General features: G+C 66.3%; 14 protein-coding genes and 7 tRNA genes. 16 read left to right on the forward strand and 5 right to left on the reverse strand.

All coding sequences use genetic code 11. The annotated features are described in order from the left end of the window. Positions 1-12 precede the first annotated feature (12 nt). The 4 genes from ppk1 to QLQ15_RS10425 form a co-directional block, all read right to left on the reverse strand. A complete protein-coding gene (ppk1, locus tag QLQ15_RS10410; protein ID WP_283212722.1) occupies positions 13-2,100 on the reverse strand; it encodes a polyphosphate kinase 1 in 2,088 nt (695 codons plus the stop codon). After that, positions 2,097-3,428: a phosphate regulon sensor histidine kinase PhoR gene (gene phoR, locus QLQ15_RS10415; protein WP_283212723.1), complete on the reverse strand. Its 1,332-nt coding sequence runs from the start codon at positions 3,426-3,428 to the stop codon at positions 2,097-2,099. Before phoR ends, ppk1 begins: the two co-directional genes overlap by 4 nt. A gap of 126 nt (positions 3,429-3,554) precedes the next feature. Then, complete coding sequence (gene phoB / locus QLQ15_RS10420; RefSeq protein ID WP_283212724.1) at positions 3,555-4,262, reverse strand: phosphate regulon transcriptional regulator PhoB; 708 nt, start codon at positions 4,260-4,262, stop codon at positions 3,555-3,557. 106 nt (positions 4,263-4,368) lie between these two features. Next, positions 4,369-6,021 (reverse strand): M48 family metalloprotease, encoded by a 1,653-nt coding sequence (locus QLQ15_RS10425; protein ID WP_283212725.1) that lies wholly within the window; start codon positions 6,019-6,021, stop codon positions 4,369-4,371. 144 nt (positions 6,022-6,165) lie between these two features. Here QLQ15_RS10425 and grxC point away from each other — a divergent pair, with 144 nt between their 5' ends. The 4 genes from grxC (at position 6,166) to QLQ15_RS10445 (ending at position 9,792) form a co-directional block, all read left to right on the forward strand. Beyond that, positions 6,166-6,531 (forward strand): glutaredoxin 3, encoded by a 366-nt coding sequence (gene grxC / locus QLQ15_RS10430; protein WP_432277797.1) that lies wholly within the window; start codon positions 6,166-6,168, stop codon positions 6,529-6,531. 153 nt (positions 6,532-6,684) lie between these two features. Beyond that, complete coding sequence (locus tag QLQ15_RS10435; RefSeq protein WP_283212727.1) at positions 6,685-7,071, forward strand: carboxymuconolactone decarboxylase family protein; 387 nt, start codon at positions 6,685-6,687, stop codon at positions 7,069-7,071. A 203-nt stretch (positions 7,072-7,274) separates the two neighbouring features. Continuing rightward, positions 7,275-8,282: an isocitrate dehydrogenase gene (locus QLQ15_RS10440; protein WP_283212728.1), complete on the forward strand. Its 1,008-nt coding sequence runs from the start codon at positions 7,275-7,277 to the stop codon at positions 8,280-8,282. Between the two features lie 178 nt (positions 8,283-8,460). Beyond that, positions 8,461-9,792, forward strand: coding sequence for a Na+/H+ antiporter NhaC family protein (locus QLQ15_RS10445; protein WP_283212729.1), 1,332 nt, complete (start codon positions 8,461-8,463; stop codon positions 9,790-9,792). A gap of 62 nt (positions 9,793-9,854) precedes the next feature. On the opposite strand, the gene QLQ15_RS10450 is transcribed toward QLQ15_RS10445, so the two are convergent. Beyond that, positions 9,855-10,619 carry a Bax inhibitor-1/YccA family protein gene (locus QLQ15_RS10450; protein WP_283212730.1) on the reverse strand — a complete coding sequence of 255 codons (765 nt, stop codon included), beginning with the start codon at positions 10,617-10,619 and terminating at the stop codon, positions 9,855-9,857. A 143-nt stretch (positions 10,620-10,762) separates the two neighbouring features. Between QLQ15_RS10450 and QLQ15_RS10455 the strand changes: the two genes are divergently transcribed. From QLQ15_RS10455 to QLQ15_RS10510, 12 genes are all read left to right on the forward strand, one after another. Next, positions 10,763-10,839, forward strand: a tRNA-Pro gene (locus tag QLQ15_RS10455). A gap of 67 nt (positions 10,840-10,906) precedes the next feature. Then, positions 10,907-10,983, forward strand: a tRNA-Arg gene (locus tag QLQ15_RS10460). Between the two features lie 20 nt (positions 10,984-11,003). Beyond that, positions 11,004-11,080 (forward strand) — tRNA-His (locus QLQ15_RS10465). A gap of 51 nt (positions 11,081-11,131) precedes the next feature. Next, positions 11,132-11,207, forward strand: a tRNA-Lys gene (locus tag QLQ15_RS10470). A 94-nt stretch (positions 11,208-11,301) separates the two neighbouring features. Continuing rightward, positions 11,302-11,386: transfer RNA gene (locus QLQ15_RS10475), tRNA-Leu, on the forward strand. 172 nt (positions 11,387-11,558) lie between these two features. Then, positions 11,559-12,860 (forward strand): trigger factor, encoded by a 1,302-nt coding sequence (tig, locus tag QLQ15_RS10480; RefSeq protein ID WP_283212731.1) that lies wholly within the window; start codon positions 11,559-11,561, stop codon positions 12,858-12,860. Positions 12,861-13,002: 142 nt separating this feature from the next. Next, positions 13,003-13,629 (forward strand): ATP-dependent Clp endopeptidase proteolytic subunit ClpP, encoded by a 627-nt coding sequence (gene clpP, locus QLQ15_RS10485; protein WP_115842923.1) that lies wholly within the window; start codon positions 13,003-13,005, stop codon positions 13,627-13,629. Between the two features lie 150 nt (positions 13,630-13,779). Further along, a complete protein-coding gene (gene clpX, locus QLQ15_RS10490; RefSeq protein ID WP_283212732.1) occupies positions 13,780-15,072 on the forward strand; it encodes an ATP-dependent Clp protease ATP-binding subunit ClpX in 1,293 nt (430 codons plus the stop codon). Between the two features lie 207 nt (positions 15,073-15,279). Beyond that, positions 15,280-17,715, forward strand: a complete 2,436-nt coding sequence (gene lon, locus QLQ15_RS10495; RefSeq protein WP_283212733.1) for an endopeptidase La — start codon at positions 15,280-15,282, stop codon at positions 17,713-17,715. A gap of 219 nt (positions 17,716-17,934) precedes the next feature. Further along, positions 17,935-18,207 carry an HU family DNA-binding protein gene (locus tag QLQ15_RS10500; RefSeq protein WP_158982085.1) on the forward strand — a complete coding sequence of 91 codons (273 nt, stop codon included), beginning with the start codon at positions 17,935-17,937 and terminating at the stop codon, positions 18,205-18,207. Between the two features lie 13 nt (positions 18,208-18,220). Beyond that, positions 18,221-18,295, forward strand: a tRNA-Val gene (locus tag QLQ15_RS10505). 39 nt (positions 18,296-18,334) lie between these two features. Then, a tRNA-Asp gene (locus QLQ15_RS10510) sits at positions 18,335-18,411 on the forward strand. The last annotated feature ends 79 nt before the right edge of the window (positions 18,412-18,490 follow it).

Raw genomic sequence — 18,490 nt, forward strand, 5'->3', positions numbered from 1 at the left:
GTATCGGCACCGTCAGCCGCAGATCTTGGCCAGCAGCGAGGACTGGGCCGAGTGCGGCGCGGCGCCCTCGGCAGGGGTCACCCGCTCGTAGTCGCCATCCGGCAACAGCGTCCATGCACTGCAGTTGTCGGCCAGGTAGTTCGACAGCGCCTCCTCGTACACGCGGGCTGCCAGCTCGGGCGCGAGGACCGGGAAGCCGGTCTCGATGCGCCGCAGCAGGTTGCGTTCCAGCCAGTCGGCGCTGGAGCAGAACAGGTCGGGCGAGCCGTCGTTGGCGAACCAGTAGACGCGGTGGTGCTCCAGGAAGCGTCCGACGATCGAGCGCACGCGGATGTTCTCCGAGATGCCCGGCAGGCCCGGTCGCAGCGTGCACGCGCCACGCACGATGAGGTCGATCTGCACGCCTGCCTGCGAGGCCAGGTACAGCGCACGCACCACCTGCGGTTCGTTCAGTGCGTTCATCTTGGCGATGATGCGCGCCGGCTTGCCGGCCTTGGCGTGCCTGGTCTCGCGATCGATGCGCTTGAGCACGCCGGCATGCAGGGTGAAGGGCGACTGCAGCAGGCGCTTGAGCTTGATCGTCGGCGCCAGCCCGGAGAGCTGCTGGAAGATCAGGTGCACGTCGTTGCCGATGTCCGGGTCGGCGGTGAACAGGCCAAAGTCGGTGTACAGGCGCGCGGTGCCGCTGTGGTAGTTGCCGGTGCCCAGGTGCACGTAGCGGCGCAGCTTGCGGCCTTCGCGGCGCACGATGAGCATCATCTTGGCGTGCGTCTTGTAGCCGACCACGCCGTACACCACCTGCACGCCGGCGTCCTGCAGGCGATCGGCCAGGCCCAGGTTGGCTTCCTCGTCGAAGCGCGCGCGCAGTTCGACCACCACGGTGACGTCCTTGCCGTTGCGCGCGGCCTGCACCAGCGAGTCGACGATCGATGAGTCCTTGCCCGTGCGGTACAGCGTCTGCTTGATGGCCAGCACGTTGGGATCTTCGGCCGCCTGCTTGAGCAGCTCCAGCACCGGCGCGAACGAATCGAAGGGATGGTGCAGCAGCACGTCGCCTTCGGACACCTTCTCGAACATGCCTTCCATGCTCGACAGCAGGTGAGGCTGGAACGGCGGGAATTTCAGGTCCGGCCGCTGCACCAGGTCGTAGACCTGGGTGACGCGGTTGAGGTTGACCGGGCCGTTGATCCGGTACACCGCGTTCTCGGTGAGGTCGAAGTTCTCCAGCAGCGTGCGCACGATGTCGTCGGGGCACTGCTCGGCGATCTCCAGCCGCACCGCACGCAGGTAACCACGGCCGACCAGTTCATCGCGCAGCGCGAGTGCCAGGTTCTCGACCTCGTCCTCGTCGACGATCAGTTCCGAGTTGCGGGTCACGCGGAACTGGTAGGCGCCCTTGACCTGCATGCCCGGGAACAGCTCGTCGACGAAGGCCGACAGCACGGCCGACAGGAACACGAAATCGTGCTGGCCGCCGGACACTTCTTCCGGGACCTGGATGATGCGCGGCAGTGAGCGCGGCGCGCGCACGATGGCCAGGTGCCCCTCGCGGCCGAACGCATCCTTGCCCTTGAGCACGACGACGATGTTCAGCGACTTGTTGAGGATCTTCGGGAACGGATGCGCCACGTCCAGGCCCAGCGGCGACAGCACCGGCATGATCTCGTCGCGGAAGTATTCGCGCAGCCACTGCGTCTGCTGTTCGCTCCAGCCGTCGCGGTGCATCACGCGCACGCCGGCTTCGGCCAGCGCCGGGCGCACCACGTTGTTCCAGCAGTCGTACTGCGCCTGCACCAGCTGTGCGGCGCGGTCGTGGATGCGCGAGAGCACGGTCGCCGGTGAAAGCCCATCGGGCCCCGGCGGCACGCCCAGGTCCTGCGCATGGCGCAGCGTACCGGCGCGGATCTCGAAGAATTCATCCAGGTTGGTGCAGGAGATGCACAGGTAACGCAGTCGCTCCAGCAACGGAACCTGCGGGTCCAGTGCTTGCGCCAGCACGCGGAAGTTGAAGTCCAGCTGCGACAGTTCGCGATTGAAGTACAGACTGCTGTCGCGCAGCGGATCGGATTCGAGCGTCGCGTCGACGATGGCGGCGTTCATGGCAAAGCCTCCAGGGAGTGCGCGAAATCCTCGCGCGGGCGCACGCGTTCGGCGCCGAAATGACAGGAAAAGGTACTGCCGCGCCCGACTTCGCTGGTGATCTCCAGCCTTGCCTGGTGCAGGTTCAGCACGTGCTTGACGATGGACAGCCCCAGGCCGGTGCCACCGCTTTCGCGCGAGCGGCTGGTCGAAACGCGGTAGAAGCGCTCGGTGATGCGCGGCAGATGCGCGGGCGGGATGCCATAACCGCTGTCCACCACCTCCAGCACCACGCCCTTGTCCTCGGGACGGAAGCGGATGCGGATGGTGCCGCCCGCCGGCGTGTAGCGCACGGCATTGCTGACCAGATTGGAGAACGCGCTGTGCAGTTCCTTGTTGGAGCCCCACAGGTCCACGCCCGCCGCGTCCTCAAGGATCACTTCATGACGGCCCTGGCTGAGGGCGACCGCTTCACGGCGCAGCGTCGCCAGCATCGGCGCCATCGCCACGGTTTCCTCGCCCGGCAGGCTTTCCTGCGATTCCAGGCGCGAGAGCATCAGCAGGTCCTCGACCAGCTGCGTCATGCGCTGCGATTGGCGCTGCATCTCGGCCAGCATCGGTGCCCAGTCGGGATGCTCGTCCGGGTCGAGCATGTCGAGGTAGCCGTGCACGACCGTCAGTGGCGTGCGCAGTTCGTGCGACACGTTGGCGACGAAGTCGCGGCGCATCTGTTCCAGTTGCAACAGGCGGCTGACGTCGCGCGCGACCAGCATCCACAGGTCGTCCGAGTACGGGATCAGGCGCAGGCTGAGCGTGGCGGCCGGAAGCCATGGCGAGGCGACTTCCAGCGTCTCCGCGTTGCGGCCCGATGCCAGCCAGTGTGAAAGCTGCAGCGGTTGCAGGCGTTGTGCGAGCGGCGCGCCGATGTCGCGCGGGTAGCGCAGCTGCAGCAGGCCGGTGGCCGATTCGTTGAACCACTGGATCCGCTGGCTGTTGCGTTCGACCACGACGATCGCGTCGGGCATGGCGGCGGCCGCGGCGCGGTAGGCGCGCAGCATCTCGATCAGGCGCTTCTTGCGGGCCCGCATTTCCTGCTGGCTGCGGTGGAGCAGGCGGTCCAGCTCGTTCCAGATGCCTTCGCCCAGCGGCGGTTGCAGGCGTTGGCGCGCGGTCAGGCGCAACAGCACATGGCGCAGGCGCCAGTAGTGCCAGGCGACCACGCCCAGGGCGGCCAGCGTCACTACCGGCCAGGGGTACCCGATCAACAGGCCCACGACCGCGGCCGTCGCCAGGATCAGGGCAAGCTGGCCAAGGGTGCGGAACCAGGCGGAACGGGCGCGAGGGGGCATGTCAGGCCGGGATTCGGGAGCAGGGGTGCGGAAGGGCGATGGAGCGGTGGGGCGACATCATCTGGATGGTACTGGTGTCGCCACCGGCTTTTACGACACTCCGATCCCGGTTCCCGAACCCGTGACTCACGCCTCCACCGACGCGGAGAAGCGGTAACCGGCGCCGCGCACGGTCTGCACCATGCCGTCGAGCTGATGCGGCTCCAGCGTCTTGCGCAGGCGGCGGATGTGCACGTCGACCGTGCGCTCCTCCACGTAGACGCTGCCGCCCCATACGTGATCGAGCAGCTGCGTGCGTGTATAGACGCGCTCGGGGTGGGTCATGAAGAAGTGCAGCAGGCGGTATTCGGTGGGGCCGATCTGCACCGGCTGGTCGCCCTCGGCGACGTGGGCGAACACGCGGTGCGCCGCGCCGTCGATGCGCAAGGGACCGACCGCGACGCTGCCGTCCTCGTCGTCCTCGCGCGAGCGGCGCAGCACCGCGCGGATGCGGGCCAGCAGTTCGCGTGCGGAGAAGGGCTTGACCACGTAGTCGTCCACGCCGGCTTCCAGGCCGCCGACACGGTCGTTTTCCTCACCGCGGGCGGTGAGCATGATGATCGGGATCTCGCGGGTGAGCTGGTCCTTGCGCCAGCGGCGGGCGAGCTCCAGGCCGCTGGTGCCGGGCAGCATCCAGTCCAGGAGGATCAGGTCGGGCACACGGTCGGCGATGGCGGCCTGCGCCTCGCGTGCGTCGCCGGCATGCACCGGCTCGTATTCGCCCTTGCGCAGCGCAAAGGACACCATGTCACGGATGGCGGGTTCGTCTTCGACGATCAGGATGCGCTTCTGCACGCGCGGTCACCGGGGAGCGGAGGAGGGGGCCTTCGGAAGCCGCGTCAGTACACTACCGTTTTATGACGGGCGCATGACACCGTCATCCCCGCGGCGCCACAGGCGTTCAGCGCCGTCCCAGTTCCTCGTCGCGCACGCCCTGGCGCTTGAGTTCCAGCACCGTCGGCGTGATCGCGGCGATGCGCGCCTCGATCCGGGCGCGGGCGTAGTAGTCCAGGTCCGCGCGACGCTTCAGCGTATTCAGCTGGACCAGCGCCTGTTCCGGGCGACCGTTCAGATAGGCCGCTTCGGCATAGGCCTCGCCGGCACGGACCGGGTCGCCGGCGATCTCGCAGGTCCGCGCGAACAGACGCTGGAAGATCGCGTCGTTGGCGGAGCTGCCCAGCAGCGGGCGCAGGATGGCCTGGGCACGCTTGCCGGCCTCCGCGGTGTTGCGCTCGGCCAGGACATCGGCGTAGGTGAGCACGACGGCGCGGTTGGTCGGGGTCTGGCGCAGCAGGCTCTCGAAACGCGCATCGGCCGACGCCGCGCGACCGCTCTTGGCTTCGGCCTCGGCCAGGGCCAGGGTGAGCCAGGTGTCGCCGGGGTGGCGCTGCAGCAGCGTGTTGAGTTCGGTGGCGGCCGCCGGGGCCTGGCTGGCTTTCAGGCGCGCGAAGGCCAGGCCGTAGCGCTGGGCGTCGCTGCGCTTGCTCTCGTCGCCCATGCGCTCGTACTCGCGGATGGCGTCGGCGGGGGTGTTCGCGCTGAGTACGCGCAGGCGTTCGCGGGCGTAGTCGAAGCGCCCGGTGCCGCCGGCACCCGAGGCGGCGCCGGCGAGGTTGGCGGTCAGGCCGGGCGGCAACAGCGGGTTGACCGTGCCCTCGCTGGGGAACTGCGGGCGCGGGGCGCTTTCCTTGTTGCACTGGGCCGGGCCGTCCGGATCGCGCACGCACACCTCGCTGGTGCCACGCTCGCGGCGGATGCGTGCCGCGCGCTCCTTGGCCTCGGTGATGCGGGTGATGGTGACCGGGTGCGTCATCAGCCAGTCCGGCGATTCGCCCCAGTAGTTGGCGCCGTTGCTGCGCGAGCGCGCCTGCATGATGGTGAAGAAGTCGGCCATCGCCTCCGGGTCGTAATCGCTGCGTGCCAGCGTCTGGATGCCCAGGCGGTCGGCCTCGGATTCGTTGGAGCGCGTGTAGTCGATCTGGCGCTGCTGCATCAGGCCCATCGCGCCGGCCATGGCCGCCTGCGCGGCATCGTCGGAGGAATTGCCGCCGGCGGCCTGCGCCGCGACGATCGCGCCCAGCATCGCCAGCAGGATCGGCAACTGGTCGCGCTGGGCGCGCTCGGCGCCGCGCAGCACGTGCTGCTGCGTGACGTGCGCGATTTCGTGCGACAGGACGCCCGCGACTTCATCCTCGCGATCGGCCGCCAGGATCAGGCCGGAGTTCACGCCGATGTAGCCGCCCAGGGTGGCGAACGCGTTGATCTGGCGCTCGCGCAGCATGAAGAAGGTGAAGGGCTGGCGTGGCCGGTCGCTGTTCGCGGCCAGACGCGTGCCCAGGGTGTCGAGCCAGCTGTCGATCAGCGGGTCTTCTAAGAGGTAGTCGTAATGGCGCAGCTGCGCCAGCATCATCGCGCCGTATTCCTCCTGCTGGCGCGGCGTCAGCAGTTCACCGGCCGACGAACCGATGTCGGGCAGGTTGGCTTCCTGCGCCGGCGCGCAGACGCTGGCGACAGCGAGGGTGAGGGCAGCGGTGAGCAGGGCGATGCGACGCAAATGGAAGGTCCCTCTGTAGCCGGTCGGGCTCCCGCAGGATGCGGCGGTAGGCCCGGACCGGGATGAATCGCCGTTTAATCCAGCCGGCGGGATGCGATCCTGCGCGCATCCACGTTACGGCAGTGTTCCGCAGGCGGGGTGGAAATGCCTGCGTCGCGAGCCCATATTCGACCACAGCCGCATCCGCGAGTTCACACGCAGGAGTTCCGCTTGAGCAGTACCGCTTCCACCCCCGTCGCCGACACCGCCGCCAAGGGCCCCGAGATCGTCATCTATACCACCGCGATCTGCCCGTATTGCGTCGCCGCCAAGAACTTCCTGAAGAGTAAAGGGCGCGAGTGGACCGAGGTCCGCATCGACCTGGAGCCGGCAGAGCGCGAAAAGATGGTCGCCCGCGCACGGCGCACCAGCGTCCCGCAGATCTTCATCGGCGATACCCACGTGGGCGGGTACGACGACATGATCGCGCTGCATCGCTCCGGCGGGCTGGAACCGCTGCTGGCGGGCTGACACCGCATCACCATTGGATGCCTTCCCGGAACGGGTGGGCCTCCGGACGCGTGACGCATGTGCGTCCGCGGGACGATTACCCCTTGGCCTTCCCGCCGCTGCGCCCGCGCGACGTAAGGCCGTCCTTCTCCGAAACATGAACCCGGGATCCCCATGAGCACCGAAAACGACCGCGTCGCCGAATTCACCGCCTTCCGCAAGCGCATGAACGAACGCATCCTGGCCGAGCCCAACCAGGTCGTGCGCCGTTTCTTCGCGCTGGACACGCAGACCTACCAGGCCGGCGCGCTGGACGTGAAGACCAAGGAACTGCTGGGCCTGGTGGCTTCCATGGTGCTTCGTTGCGACGACTGCATCAGCTACCACGTCGCCCAGTGCAAGGAAGCGGGCGTGAACCGCGACGAGATGTTCGAGGCGTTCTCGGTCGGGCTGGTCGTCGGCGGCTCGATCGTGATCCCCCACCTGCGCCGTGCGGTCGATTTCCTGGACCGTCTGGAGCAGGGCGAGGCGACCGCTCCGGACGGCCACGACCACGGCTGACCGGGCGCCTGAACCCGCTCAGGGCCGGGCCGGGGACCGGAACGGCCGGCAGGCGCGCCTCCGCAAAGCCCGCTACGGCGGGCTTTCGACCAAAGTCCAGCGAAGCCGGATCTGCAGGCGCAGGCCGCTTCCGGCATAATTCTCCGGCTAACCATCCGGCGCCGTACCGCAGCGCGCCCTCAGCTGGAAGAAGAAGATCCCCTATGACGCAGACGATTACGGTCATCCGTGGCGACGGTATCGGCCCGGAAATCATGGATGCCACCTTGCACGTGCTGGACTCGATGAACCTCGGGTTGCAGTACGAATTCGCCGATGCCGGCCTGGTCGCCCTGGAAAAGCACGGTGAACTGCTGCCGCAGGCCACGCTGGATTCCATCCGCAAGAACCGCATCGCGCTGAAGTCGCCGCTGACCACGCCGGTGGGCGAGGGCTTCTCCTCGATCAACGTCGAACTGCGCAAGCGCTTCGACCTGTACGCCAACGTGCGTCCGGCCAAGTCGTTCCCGAACACCAAGTCGCGCTTCGCCGACGGCGTGGACCTGATCACCGTGCGCGAGAACACCGAAGGCGCGTACATCGGTGAAGGCCAGTCCCTCTCGGAAGACGGCGAAACCGCGCTTTTGACGCAGAAGGTGACCCGTCGCGGCTCCGAGCGCATCGTGCGCTATGCCTTCGAGCTGGCCCGCCGCACCGGCCGCAAGAAGGTCACGGTCGTGCACAAGGCCAACATCCTCAAGTCGACCTCGGGCCTGTTCCTCAAGACCGCGCGTGCGGTGGCGACGGAATATCCGGACATCGAGTGCAACGAGATGATCGTGGACAACACCTGCATGCAGCTGGTGATGCGTCCGGAGCAGTTCGACATCATCGTCACCACCAACCTGTTCGGCGACATCATCTCCGACCTGTGCGCCGGCCTCGTCGGCGGCCTGGGCCTGGCGCCGGGCGCGAACATCGGCACCGATGCGGCGATCTTCGAAGCCGTGCACGGCACCGCGCCGGACATCGCCGGCCAGGGCAAGGCCAATCCGTGCGCGCTGCTGCTGGGCGCGGCGCAGATGCTCGACCACCTGGGCCTGCCGGAAAAGGCGACGAAGCTGCGCGAGGCGATCATCGCCACGCTCGAAGCCAAGGACTCGCTGACGCCGGATCTGGGCGGCACGGGCAATACGCTGTCGTTCGCCAAGGCGATCGCCAGCCGTATCTGATCGGCCTGCACGCCTGATCTTCCGGACGGGGCGCCTTCGGGCGCCCCGTTCTGTTTCGGACGGCCGTACTGGGCGAGACTGGCCGCGCGCATGCTCGGCCTGTGTTCCGCCCATGGCGTCGACACCACCGCCTGCGGACGGCAGAATTCGCGCGCTTTTATTTCATTCGGATGGAAAGATGAACCAAACGGTCCGGCCGAGCGCCCTGGCGCTGACGCCACTGCTGGTGTTTCTGGGCCTGTTCTTCGGCGCCGGCCTGTATTTCACCAGCCACGGCGAGGCCATGGGCTTCTACCAGCTGCGCGCGCCGGTGGCGATCCTGCCGGCGCTGGCGCTGGCGGCGTTCATCGCCTGGCGTCGCGGCCTGAAGCCGCTGGAAACGCTGCTGTCGGGCATGGGCGACCACAACGTCGTGCTGATGTGCCTGATCTTCCTGCTGGCCGGTGGCTTCGTGGAGGTGTCCAAGGCCATCGGCGCGGTGGACGCCATCGTCGCGCTGGGCATCGGTCACGTGCATCCGGCGTTGCTGCTGCCGGGCCTGTTCGTCGTCGCCGGGTTCATCTCGTTGTCGCTGGGCACCTCGATGGGCACCATCGCCGCGGTCGCGCCGATCGCGCTGGGCGTGTCGGATGCCTCCGGGCTGGATCGCGCGCTGGTGCTGGGCGCCGTGATCGGCGGCGCCACCTTCGGCGACAACCTGTCGGTGATCTCCGACACCGCCATCGTCGCCAGCCGTACGCAGGGCTGCACGATGCGCGAGAAATTCCGCGAGAACCTCAAGTTCGCGCTGCCCGCCGCGCTGATCACGGTGGTCGCGCTGGGCTTCATCGGCGAGACCGCGCCGGTTCAGAACCTGGATCCGGTGTCGCCCTGGCTGATCGTGCCGTACATCATCGTCCTCGGCTTGGCGTTGGCGGGCGTCGACGTCATCATCGTGCTCGGCCTGGGTCTGGTGATCGCCGGACTGTTCGGCGCGTTCTTCACCGACGAGTTCGGCGTGGCCGCTTACGCGACCCACATCTGGGAAGGCTTCGAGAGCATGGTGGAAATCACCCTGCTGTCGCTGCTGGTCGGCGGCCTGGGCGCGCTGATGAAAGCCACCGGCGGCCTTGCGTGGCTGGCCACGGTAATCGGGCGTTTTGCACGCGGGCACCGCAGCCGCCGCGCGGGAGAAATCAGCATCGCCACGCTGTCGGCGACCACGGACGTCTTCACCGCGAACAACACCGTGGCCATCCTCATCAGCGGCGGCCTGGCGCGCGACATCGCGCAGCAGCACGGCGTTCCTCCGGCGCGTGCGGCCAGCGTGCTCGACATTTTCGCGTGCGTGACCCAGGGCGTGCTGCCGTACGGCGCGCAGATCCTGCTGGCGGCATCGCTGGGTTCGGTGTCGCCGATCGCGCTTGCCGGCAGCGTGTATTACAGCTGGGTGCTCGGCGCCATCACGCTGGTCGCGATGTTGTGGCCCTCCCGCAAGCCCGAACCGGTGCATTCCGACGCGGCCCCCTGAGGGCCTCGACGAAAAAGGGCGCGGAGTGATCCGCGCCCTTTTCGTTTACGGGATGTCGCCGCTCAGTTGCGCGATTGCAGCTTCGAGAGCAGGCGCAGGAATTCGATGTACAGCCACACCAGCGTGACCATCAGGCCGAACGCCGCATACCACTCCATGTACTTGGGCGCATTCTGCTCGACGCCGCTTTCGATGAAGTCGAAATCGAGCACCAGGTTCAGTGCCGCAATCACCACCACGAACAGGCTGAAACCGATGCCGATCAGGCCGGACTCGTGGATGTACGGTACGCGCACGCCGAAGAAGCTGAGCGCGATCGTCACCAGGTAGACCAGGGCGATGCCGCCGGTCGCGGCGACCACGCCGAGCTTGAAGTTCTCCGTGGCCTTGATCAGCCCCGAACGGTAGGCGAAGAGCAGGGCGAACAGGGTGCCGAAGGTCAGCATCACCGCCTGCATCACGATGCCCGGGAAGCGGTGTTCGAAGATCGCCGAGATCGCGCCGAGGAAGAAGCCCTCGGTCAGCGCGTACATCGGCGCCGTCACCGGGGCCCATTCCTTCTTGAAGATCGTCACCATGGCGAACACGAGGCCGCCGATGATCCCGCCCCAGATGTACGGGCCGGCGCCGACCGCACCGGATTCGGTGAACTGCACCTGGCTCCAGGCGAAGGCCGCCGTGATCACGCACAGCAGCAGCAGCGCGCCGGTCTTGTTGACCGTTCCGTTCAGCGTCATCGCGTCGCCGTCGCGGCGGACCACCGTGCCGCTGGCCAGGTCCAGAAACGTGCTTTCCTTCAACGCGGGATTGCCGCTGCGTCCGATCATTGCCTTCCCCTGTTCCGTGGTGAATTGGAGGGGTGAGGATACAACGCACTCCCACGGCGCCTGCCATGCGTTGACAGCGCCGTGCGGTCCGACCACACTATCCGACCTTTCGCGGCGTTGGCGCGCAACGGAAGTCCCGGCTTCGGGGTATAGCTCAGCCTGGTAGAGCGCCAGCTTTGGGAGCTGGATGTCGTGGGTTCGAATCCCTCTGCCCCGACCATCCGGATCGACGTGGCGGTTTTCGACCGGGCTGTGCCGGCGGTGGTGTCAGTTAAGATGTGCGACTGGCGCCCGTAGCTCAACCGGATAGAGCACCGGCCTTCTAAGCCGGTGGTTGTGGGTTCGAGTCCCGCCGGGCGCGCCAGTTGCGTGACACGTTTTATGGTGGCTGTAGCTCAGTTGGTTAGAGTACTGGATTGTGATTCCAGTTGTCGGGGGTTCGAGTCCCCTCAGCCACCCCAGATTGTTGGCGAAGCACGATTTTGTTGTTATAGTTTCGCTTCTGTTGTTCCGGGCCGTTAGCTCAGTTGGTAGAGCAGTTGACTCTTAATCAATAGGTCCAAGGTTCGAATCCTTGACGGCCCACCAATCCCGGAAAAGCACCTGGTCCCCCAGGTGCTTTTTTCTTTTGCGCGGTCGCGTCCTAGAATGCCGCCGCGGTTAGCGTCAGGGACCGCTCGAAGCGAAAGTGGCGGAATTGGTAGACGCCCTGGATTTAGGTTCCAGTGCCGCAAGGCGTGCGGGTTCGAGTCCCGCCTTTCGCACCAATCCGGGAACGCCGCCGCCTTGCCGCGGCGCCTCCTGCCGCGCTGGCGGCGAGGCCGATAATCGGCGAAACTACTGCGTTCCGCTGGCCGGCGAGCTGATCGCCGCGGCTGCGGTCGGACAGGATCATCAACATCGTGCCGTGGCCGGGGCGCCGCGGTGGCAGGAGTGGATATGCAAGTTTCGGTCGAATCGCTCGGCACCCTCGAACGCCGCATGACTTTCAGCCTTCCGGCGGACCGCCTGGAAGCTCAGGTCGACGGCCGCCTGCGCGAGATTTCGCGTGGCGCGAAGATCAAGGGTTTCCGCCCCGGCAAGGTGCCGGCCAAGGTGATCGAGCAGCGCTTCGGCGCGCAGGTCCGTGCCGAGGTCCTTGACGGACTGCTGCGCGAGGGCTTCAGCAACGCCGTGCGCCAGGAGTCGTTGCAGATCGCCGGCAACCCGCAGATCGTCCCGGCAGCGGACACCGCTGACCAGCTGTCGTACGTGGCGACCTTCGAAGTCGTTCCGGACTTCGGCGACGTCGACGTGACCAAGCTCAACGTCGTGCGCCACACCTCGGAAGTCTCCGCGGCGGACATCGACGCGATGATCGAGAACCTGCGCATGCAGCGCCGCAGCTGGAACCCGGTCGAGCGCGAAGCCGCCACCGGCGATGCGGTCGAGATCGAAACCTGGTCGCAGGCCGGCGACGAGCGCCTGCCCGCCGAAGGCGTCGAGCGTGGTGCCACCGTGCTGGGTTCGGCCGCCATGTTCCCGGCCATCGAAGCCGCGCTGGTCGGCATGAAGGCCGGCGACGAGAAGGTCGCCGACATCGAATTCCCGACCGACTGGCGCGTGCCGCAGTTCGCCGGCCGCACGGTCGCGGTGAACCTGAAGGCCACCCGGGTGTCCGAGTCGGTCCTGCCGGAAGTCGATGCGGCCTTCATCAAGAGCTTCGGCGTGCGCAGCGGCGACGTGGACCAGTTCCGCGCCGACATCCGCTCGAACCTGGAGCGCGAGCTCAAGGGCGCGCTGATGACGCGCCTGCGCCGCGAAGTCGGCGAGCAGCTGATCGCGGTCTACTCGCACGTCGAGATGCCGCCCAAGCTGGTCGAGGGCGAAGCCCGTGGCATGGCCGCGCAGGCCATCGAGACGGCCCGACGTCAGGGCCGTGCCGTCGGTGAGATCCCGGCCGATGCGCACGCCGGCTTCATGGACGCTGCGCGCAAGCGCGTCCTGGTCGGCCTGCTCGTGGGCGAGATCGCCCGCCGCAACGAGCTGCGCCTGGATCCCAAGCGCGTCACCGAGACCATGAACCTCATCGCCTCGACCTACGAGGAGCCGCAGCAGGTCATCGACCTGTACCGCAACGATGCGCAGCTGATGGCCGGGCTGCAGGCCCGCGTGATGGAAGAGCAGGTGATCGACTGGATCGCCGAGCGCGCCCAGCACACCGAGCAGCCGATGTCGTTCAACGAGGCGATCCGCCAGTAATGCGAAACCCCGGGCCGCGCATCGCGCGCGGTCCGGTCGATCGAATGGACGTGCCCCTTGCGCTTGCGTCCGGTTGGCCCCAAGTTGACCGGACCTCGCTTCCTGTAAGCGCCTTCCTCTTCAGCCCCAAGGGCCGTCGAACATGGACAACCTGACCAAAGCTCTGAACCTCGTGCCGATGGTGGTCGAACAGACCAGCCGGGGCGAGCGCGCCTACGACATCTATTCGCGCCTGCTCAAGGAGCGCGTGATCTTCCTCGTCGGTGGCGTGGACGACCACGTGGCCAACGTGATCGTGGCGCAGATGCTGTTCCTCGAGGCCGAGAACCCCGAGAAGGACATCAGCCTCTACATCAACTCGCCGGGTGGCGTGGTCACCGCAGGTCTGGCGATCTACGACACCATGCAGTACATCAAGCCGGACGTGAGCACCATCTGCGTCGGCCAAGCCGCCTCGATGGGCGCGCTGCTGCTGGCTGCCGGCGCCAAGGGCAAGCGCTATGCGCTGCCGAATTCGCGCGTGATGATCCACCAACCGCTGGGCGGCTTCCAGGGACAGGCGACGGACATCGACATCCACGCCCGCGAGATCCTGACCCTGCGTCAGCGCCTCAACGAGATCCTGGCCAAGCACACCGGCCAGGCGCTGGAGACCATCGCCCGCGATACCGAGCGCGACAACTTCAAGAGCGCCGAGGCCGCCCGTGAATACGGTCTGGTCGACCAGGTTCTGGAGCGGCGCCCGGAAGATTCGATCCAGGCGGGCTGACCTCAACGCCAGGTCATTGATTCCACGACTTTTCCGGCCCGTGATCCGACCCGCTAGGCGGGCCGGAGCGCTGTGTTATCCTCGGGCCGCAGCACCTGAACGCGTACGGCCACGGCGCGTTCAAGACACGAGCACCATTTGGGCACAAGCATGAGCGACGACCGACAGGGCCGCAGCACCGGCGACAGCAACAAGATCCTCTACTGCTCGTTCTGCGGGAAAAGCCAGCACGAGGTTCGCAAACTCATTGCGGGCCCGAGTGTGTTCATCTGCGATGAATGCGTCGAGTTGTGCAACGACATCATCCGCGAGGAACTCGAGGAGAAGGCGCAGTCGGCCCGCAGCCACCTGCCCAAGCCGCGCGAGATCCTCGAGGTGCTCGACCAGTACGTGATCGGCCAGCAGCGCGCCAAGCGCACGCTCGCGGTCGCCGTGTACAACCACTACAAGCGCATCGAAAGCCGGCAGAAGAACGACGACGTCGAACTGGCCAAGTCGAACATCCTGCTGGTCGGCCCCACCGGTTCGGGCAAGACGCTGCTGGCCGAAACGCTGGCGCGGCTGCTCAACGTGCCTTTCACGATTGCCGATGCCACCACGCTGACCGAAGCCGGCTATGTCGGCGAGGACGTGGAAAACATCATCCAGAAGCTGCTGCAGAAGTGCGACTACGACGTCGAGAAGGCGCAGCAGGGCATCGTGTACATCGACGAGATCGACAAGATCTCGCGCAAGAGCGACAACCCGTCCATCACCCGCGACGTGTCGGGCGAGGGCGTGCAGCAGGCGCTGCTCAAGCTCATCGAAGGCACCATCGCCAGCGTTCCGCCGCAGGGCGGCCGCAAGCACCCGCAGCAGGAATTCCTGCAGGTCGACACGCGCAACATCCTGTTCGTGGTCGGCGGCGCGTTCGCAGGCCTGGACAAGATCATCCAGCAGCGCAGCACCGAGGCCGGCGGCATCGGCTTCGGCGCCAAGGTGAAGAGCAGCGAGCGCAAGAACGACATCGGCAAGCTGCTGGCGGACGTTGAACCGGAAGACCTGATCAAGTTCGGCCTGATCCCCGAGTTCGTCGGCCGCCTGCCGGTGGTCGCCACGCTGGAGGAGCTGGACGAGCCGGCGCTGGTCAAGATCCTGACCGAGCCGAAGAACGCCATCACCAAGCAGTTCAAGAAGCTGTTCGAGATGGAAGGCGTGGAGCTGGAGTTCCGTTCGGACGCCCTTGCCGCCATCGCCCGCAAGGCGCTCAAGCGCAAGACCGGCGCCCGAGGCCTGCGCACCATCGTCGAATCGGTCCTGCTGGACACCATGTACGAGCTGCCGTCGCTGGAGAACGTCAGCAAGGTGGTCGTGGACGAGTCGGTGATCGACCACAAGACCGAGCCGTACCTGATCTACCAGACCCCGCCGCCGGCCGCCCCCAAGGTCGCGTCCGCCGATTGACGGCGCGTGACGGCCGTCGCGCCTTCGCGACGGCCTCCTCGCAGGCTAAACGCCTGATTCACAACGGGTAAATGCCCCCGGCCCGCAGCATTGCCTGCGGGCCGCTTGCATCCATTCGTCGCGGACCCCATAACCGTCGCCATGGGCGACGTGCGCCCAACGATGTCCCGGGCCATTCCGCCCGACCCCCGTTTCCGGAGTCCCCTCATGACTGTTTCATCCGATCACGAGACGCTGAACCTGCCGGTGCTGCCGCTGCGCGACGTCGTCGTGTTCCCGCACATGGTGATCCCGCTGTTCGTCGGTCGCGACAAGTCCATCCATGCGCTGGATCTGGCGATGGAGTCCGACAAGCGGATCCTGCTGGTCGCACAGAAGTCCGCCGAGACGGACGATCCCGGCGCGGACGACCTGTACCGGGTTGGCACGCTCGCGCAGGTGCTGCAGCTGCTGAAGCTGCCCGACGGCACGATCAAGGTGCTGGTCGAAGGCGTCTCGCGCGTGGACGTCCATGACGTCGTCGAGCGCGATGGCGCGCTGAGCGGGCAGGCCGAAGTGGTGGAGCCGGAGAGCGATCGCGAGGAGCGCGAGATCGAAGCGATCGCGCGTTCGCTGATGGGCCTGTTCGAGCAGTACGTGAAAACGAACCGCAAGCTGCCGCCGGAACTGATGCAGACGTTGTCGGGCATCGACGAACCCGGACGCCTGGCCGACACGATCGCTGCGCACCTGGGCGTGCGCATCGGCGACAAGCAGAAGCTGCTCGAGACGCACGGCATCGGCGCGCGCCTGGAACAACTGGTCGGTCTGGTCGACGGCGAGATCGATGTGCAGCAGCTGGAGAAGCGCATCCGCGGCCGCGTGAAGTCGCAGATGGAAAAGAGCCAGCGCGAGTACTACCTCAACGAGCAGATGAAGGCGATCCAGAAGGAGCTCGGTGAGATCGATGACGCACCCAATGACATCGACGAGCTGACCCGCAAGATCGCCGAAGCCGGCATGCCCAAGCCGGTGGAAACCAAGGCCAAGGCAGAGCTCAACAAGCTCAAGCAGATGTCGCCGATGTCGGCCGAAGCCGCTGTCGTGCGCAACTATCTGGACTGGTTGCTGGGCGTGCCGTGGAAGAAGCGCACCAAGGTGCGCAAGGACCTCAAGGCCGCGCAGGACGTGCTTGATGCCGACCACTTCGGCCTGGAAAAGGTGAAGGACCGCATCCTCGAGTATCTGGCGGTGCAGTCGCGCGTGAAGCAGATGAAGGGCCCGATCCTGTGCCTGGTCGGACCGCCGGGCGTGGGCAAGACCTCGCTGGGCCAGTCGATCGCGAAGGCGACGAACCGCAAGTTCGTGCGCATGTCGCTCGGCGGTGTACGCGACGAGGCCGAGATCCGCGGTCATCGCCGTACGTATGTCGGTTCGATGCCGGGCCGCATCGTGCAGAACCTCAACAAGGTCGGCAGCAAGAATCCGCTGTTCGTGCTGGACGAGATCGACAAGATGTCGATGGACTTCCGCGGCGATCCGTCCTCGGCGCTGCTGGAAGTGCTCGATCCCGAGCAGAACCACTCCTTCAACGACCATTACCTCGAGGTCGACCTCGACCTGTCCGAGGTGATGTTCGTCGCCACGTCCAACTCGCTGAACATTCCCGGGCCGTTGCTGGACCGCATGGAAGTGATCCGCATCCCGGGTTACACCGAGGAGGAGAAGCTCAACATCGCCATGCGCTACCTGCTGCCGAAGCAGATCAAGGCCAATGGCTTGAAGCCTGAAGAGCTGAAGGTTGCCGAGGGCGCGGTGCGCGACATCGTTCGCTATTACACGCGTGAGTCGGGCGTGCGTTCGCTCGAGCGCGAGATCGCCAAGATCTGCCGCAAGGTGGTGAAGGAGATCGCGCTCGCCGGACCGGCGAAGAAGAGCACGAAGAAGAGCGCGGTCAACGTCACCTCGAAGAACCTCGACAAGTACCTGGGCGTGCGTCGCTACGACTTCGGTCGTGCCGAGGAGCAGAACGAAGTGGGTCTGGTCACGGGCCTGGCGTGGACGGAAGTCGGTGGCGACCTCCTGCAGATCGAAGCCACGCTGGTGCCGGGCAAGGGCCAGTTGCTGCTGACCGGTCAGCTGGGTGACGTGATGAAGGAATCCGCATCGGCCGCGTTGTCGGTTGTGCGCGCACGCACGGAGCAGCTGGGCATCGACCTGGACTTCCTGCAGAAGCACGACGTCCACGTCCACGTGCCCGAAGGCGCCACGCCGAAGGACGGCCCGAGCGCCGGCATCGCGATGGCGACGGCGCTGGTGTCGATGCTGACGAAGAATCCCGTGAAGGCCGACGTGGCGATGACGGGCGAGATCACCCTGCGCGGTCGCGTCCTGCCGATCGGTGGCCTGAAGGAGAAACTGCTCGCGGCGCTGCGCGGCGGAGTCCGCACCGTGATCATTCCCGAAGAGAACCGCAAGGATCTGACCGACCTGCCGAAGACCGTCACCCAGGGGTTGAAGATCATCCCGGCGAAGTGGATCGACGAGGTGCTGGGCATCGCCCTGGAGCGGGCACCGGCGCCGGTGTCGTCGCCTGCCGGCGGCAGCGAAGTTCCGGTGCGCGAAGGCGCCAAGTCGATCACGCAAACGGACGTCAAACATTGACGCAAACGGTCTCATCGACTTCGTGCAAAAACGCTGGAAGCCGCATCACAGCTAGCTTTCCGGCTTGCACCCCCAAAATGCCGCTGGTATAACGGCTGCGGACCGCGCAGGGCATTGCAGCGCAATGTCTGCGGGGCGAAGTCGATCGGGGGATAGCCTTCGATTACATGCTGCTTCAATCAGAACATGCGGCATCATCCGCACAGGGAGTCAATACGAATGAACAAGGCTGAGTTTGTTGGCGCCGTCGCCGAGGCCGCCGAGCTGTCCAAGACCGACGCCGCGAACGCCGTCGACGCGATGATCAGCGTCGTCACCAAGGCGCTCAAGAAGGGCGACACGGTCACGCTGGTCGGCTTCGGCACCTTCCAGGTCCGCAAGCGCGCTGCGCGCCAGGGCCGCAATCCGAAGACCGGCGAGACGATCAAGATCAAGGCCTCGAAGAATCCGTCCTTCAAGGCTGGCAAGGCGCTGAAGGATGCCGTAAACTAAGCGACTCGCCGACGGGTGCTTAGCTCAGCGGTAGAGCGTCTCCTTTACACGGAGAGGGTCGGGGGTTCGAAACCCTCAGCACCCACCATCAAGCACCCCGCGGGTTGTTTGAAGAGTTTCGAAGCGCGGAGTGGTAGTTCAGTCGGTTAGAATGCTGGCCTGTCACGCCGGAGGTCGCGGGTTCGAGTCCCGTCCACTCCGCCAGTTTCGTCAAGGGCGCCGGAAACGGCGCCTTTGGTTTTATAATGAGTAGGAAGGCCAGAAACGCGATTCAGTGCGTCAG

Source organism: Lysobacter stagni (assembly GCF_030053425.1).
GTDB lineage: Bacteria > Pseudomonadota > Gammaproteobacteria > Xanthomonadales > Xanthomonadaceae > Lysobacter_J > Lysobacter_J stagni.